Origin of the sequence: Ferruginibacter sp., assembly GCF_031430955.1 — a bacterium.
Lineage (GTDB): Bacteria > Bacteroidota > Bacteroidia > Chitinophagales > Chitinophagaceae > Ferruginibacter.
The window spans coordinates 1-3171 of sequence record NZ_JANPCM010000593.1 but is presented as its reverse complement, the minus strand read 5'-3'; the positions used below and the strand labels follow the sequence as shown (position 1 = coordinate 3171).

At 40.1% G+C, this 3171-nt stretch carries 3 protein-coding genes; 2 read left to right on the top strand and 1 reads right to left on the bottom strand.

Annotation, left to right across the window (positions count from 1 at the left end; translation table 11 throughout):
* The coding region (locus tag ACY65O_RS16780; RefSeq protein WP_462222014.1) for a cation:proton antiporter regulatory subunit at positions 1-295 on the top strand (295 nt) is incomplete at its 5' end.
* A gap of 52 nt (positions 296-347) precedes the next feature.
* Here the strand turns inward: ACY65O_RS16780 and ACY65O_RS16775 are convergent.
* Positions 348-1475 carry a formimidoylglutamase gene (locus ACY65O_RS16775; protein WP_462222013.1) on the bottom strand — a complete coding sequence of 376 codons (1128 nt, stop codon included), beginning with the start codon at positions 1473-1475 and terminating at the stop codon, positions 348-350.
* 125 nt (positions 1476-1600) lie between these two features.
* On the opposite strand from ACY65O_RS16775, the gene ACY65O_RS16770 reads away from it, so the two are divergent.
* Positions 1601-3171, top strand: a 1571-nt coding sequence (locus ACY65O_RS16770; RefSeq protein ID WP_462222012.1) for a 2-oxoacid:acceptor oxidoreductase subunit alpha, incomplete at its 3' end; no start/stop codon positions are given.

Sequence of the window (3171 nt, the reverse complement as noted above, 5' to 3'; positions counted from 1 at the left end):
TGGCGGTGCCCACATGGCCACATTGGTAATGCTGCCCGATGTGGTGGAACTGCTTTCGATGATGAGTACAAAAAATAATTCAGAGTTTCGTGTGGCAGAAATAAAAGCACAAAAGAGTATTGCACTAAACGAACTCGATCTTTGGAAAAATACTAACTGCACTATCTTAGGAATAAAAGACCAATCTAATAATTATACCATCAATCCACCGTCGACTTACCACATTAACCCAGGCCAGAGTTTAATTGTAATGGGCAGCGATGAACAAATAGAAAATGCAAAAAAAATGGTGTAGCAAAGATTTAAAAAGTCTTAAAATTTTACCCCAAATTCCCAATTACAAATTCCTAATTCCTTTCTTGTGCTCTCAACCATCTTTCCGGTATTTCATTCTGGCTGGCATGTATATAATCTTTGTAACTGCAGGCAATAAATTTTTTATTGGGTAATTGCAACCACCAGCGGCCCGTTTTTTTGCTTTGCAAAAAAATGGTTTCCACTTCGGTAAAACTGCTGTGGTATTCATTAAAATTATTTCTCTCTTCAATAGCAGCTTCCTGTTTACTCCTGCTTTTCCCATCAATAAAATACCAAAGCATTTGTGCAATTTGTTTGGCAGTAAGATTGTTTACATCATCCTGCGGCAGGTAACCATAAATACCAAAACTGCTGATGTTGTTACTCATGCCTGCATAACGTGTAAGCATGCAGGCTTCTTCGCCGGTAAAACCATTGGGGCTTTGTAAAGATGCAGGGGCATCGCTGTATTTTATAGCGCTGATATCGAAACTTAATAAATGGGTATTGCGTAACACCGGCTCCATCTCTTCTATATTTTCTTTAGCAACACCTAATCTAAAACAATCAAAACGCAGTTTGTCCATTGTTTCCAGCATGCGGGGGTGTACAAAATAACTTTGAAAACCAATATGGTTATAATGCTTAATTAAGTTGGGCTCGCCGGTAAGCATTTCCATCAAAAAATTTTCGCTGCGTTCGGGACTTTCGCCACGTAAATTAATATTGGCATCAATGCAGGTAGCTTCAACAATTTTATTTAATTCTTTATAAGCAAAATATTGCGCCAGCGTAATATCGTGTGAGCCACCAAGTATAACCACCGTTTTATTCTGCCGCAGCAATTCGGCTATTACCGTTTTTATAGCCGCATAACTGTCGTTTAAGGTTGCGCCCGTTTTAATATTGCCAATATCTGCAATACTCACATCTTTATGCCAAAAATGCAATTGGTATAATTCTTTACGAATAACATCCGGTGCAGCTTCAGCATTGTCAAAAGCGCCGCAGCCCCTTGTTTCTGTTACACCAACTAATACCATATCTGCATCGGTTATATCTGGTAATTCTGTTTGATATATATTGATATTTTTGGCAAACTGCCCGTCGTTGTAGCCATTATCACCGTTTAAGGTATTAATTAAAACGGGCTGTAAAAAATCATGCAGGTCGTACATTTAAAAAATTTGGGCAAACCTAATTTAATAATTTCAAATTGTGGGAACGTTGCCGTAAAAAAGACAAAATTTCAGGCTTTTAAAAAGGGTAAAATAGTAACTTAGCAACTCAATTTAAATTAACGATGGGCTATAAAGAAGAATTACTTACTGATGTTGTAATAAAATTTGCCGGCGATAGTGGCGATGGTATGCAGTTAACGGGCAACCAGTTTACCAATAATACAGCCATGATGGGAATAGATTTATCTACCTTTCCCGATTTCCCTGCAGAGATACGTGCCCCGATAGGAACCCTGCCCGGTGTGAGCGGTTACCAATTGCGTTTTTCATCCGACAGAATTTTTACTCCCGGCGATGCATGCGATGTGCTGGTGGCAATGAATGCAGCTGCATTAAAAGCAAACTTAAAAGAATTGAAACCCGGTGGAAAAATTATTGCCAATACGGATGGCTTTGATGCAAAAAATTTGCGTCTGGCAAATTATCCTGATGGTGTAAATCCTTTAGAAGATAACAGCCTGGGTAATTACGAAGTGATAAAGATTGACGTAACAAAAATGACCCGTGAGGCATTGAAAGAAATAACCATGGGGGTAAAGGAAAAAGACCGGGCAAAAAATATGTTTGTGCTGGGCTTTTTATACTGGATGTACAACCGGGATATGGAGAATACCCTTACTTTTATTAAAGATAAATTTGGTAAGAAGCCCGAAATTTTTGAAAGCAATACAAAAGCATTGCAGGCCGGTTACAATTTTGGCGATACTACCGAAACTTTTACTACCAGGTTTAAAGTAGAAAAAGCAAAAATGGACCCGGGCACTTACCGTTCTATAATGGGTAACCAGGCGGTGGCGTATGGATTAATTGCGGCATCGCAAAAAAGCGGGCTGCCATTATTTTTAGGCAGTTACCCGATAACACCTGCAAGTGATATTTTACATGAACTAAGTAAGTATAAAAATTTCGGTGTAAAAACTTTTCAGGCAGAAGATGAGATAGCTGCTATTACTTCGGCCATTGGTGCCAGTTATGGAGGCAGTTTAGGTTTAACCACCAGCAGCGGGCCGGGTATTGCATTAAAAGCAGAAGCAATGGGTTTGGCCGTAATGCTGGAAATCCCTTTGCTGATAATTAATATTCAGCGTGGCGGCCCATCAACGGGCTTGCCAACTAAAACAGAGCAGAGTGATTTAATGCAGGCGTATTATGGCCGCAATGGCGAATGCCCCATGCCGGTTATTGCCAGCAGCACACCCAGCGATTGTTTCAGCGCCATTTACGAAGCGGTAAGAATTGCGGTACAGCACATGACACCCGTTATGTTTTTAAGTGACGGTTACATTGCTAACGGTGCCGAACCATGGAAGTTTCCTAAAAGTGAAGACCTGCCCGAAATAAAAGTAACTTTTGCATCGGCAGAGAATATGGCCGATGGGAAATTTATGCCGTATCAACGTGATGAAAAATTAGCAAGGCCATGGGCAATACCCGGCACTGCAGGTTTAGAACATAGGGTAGGAGGTTTAGAAAAGCAAGACATTACAGGTAACATCAGTTACGATTCCGAAAACCATGAGCACATGGTAAAAACAAGGCAGGCTAAAGTTGATTTAATTGCTAATTATATTCCAGAACAAACATTAGATAGTGGTCCTGCTAAAGGAAAAGTATTGGTATTGGGCTGGGGCAG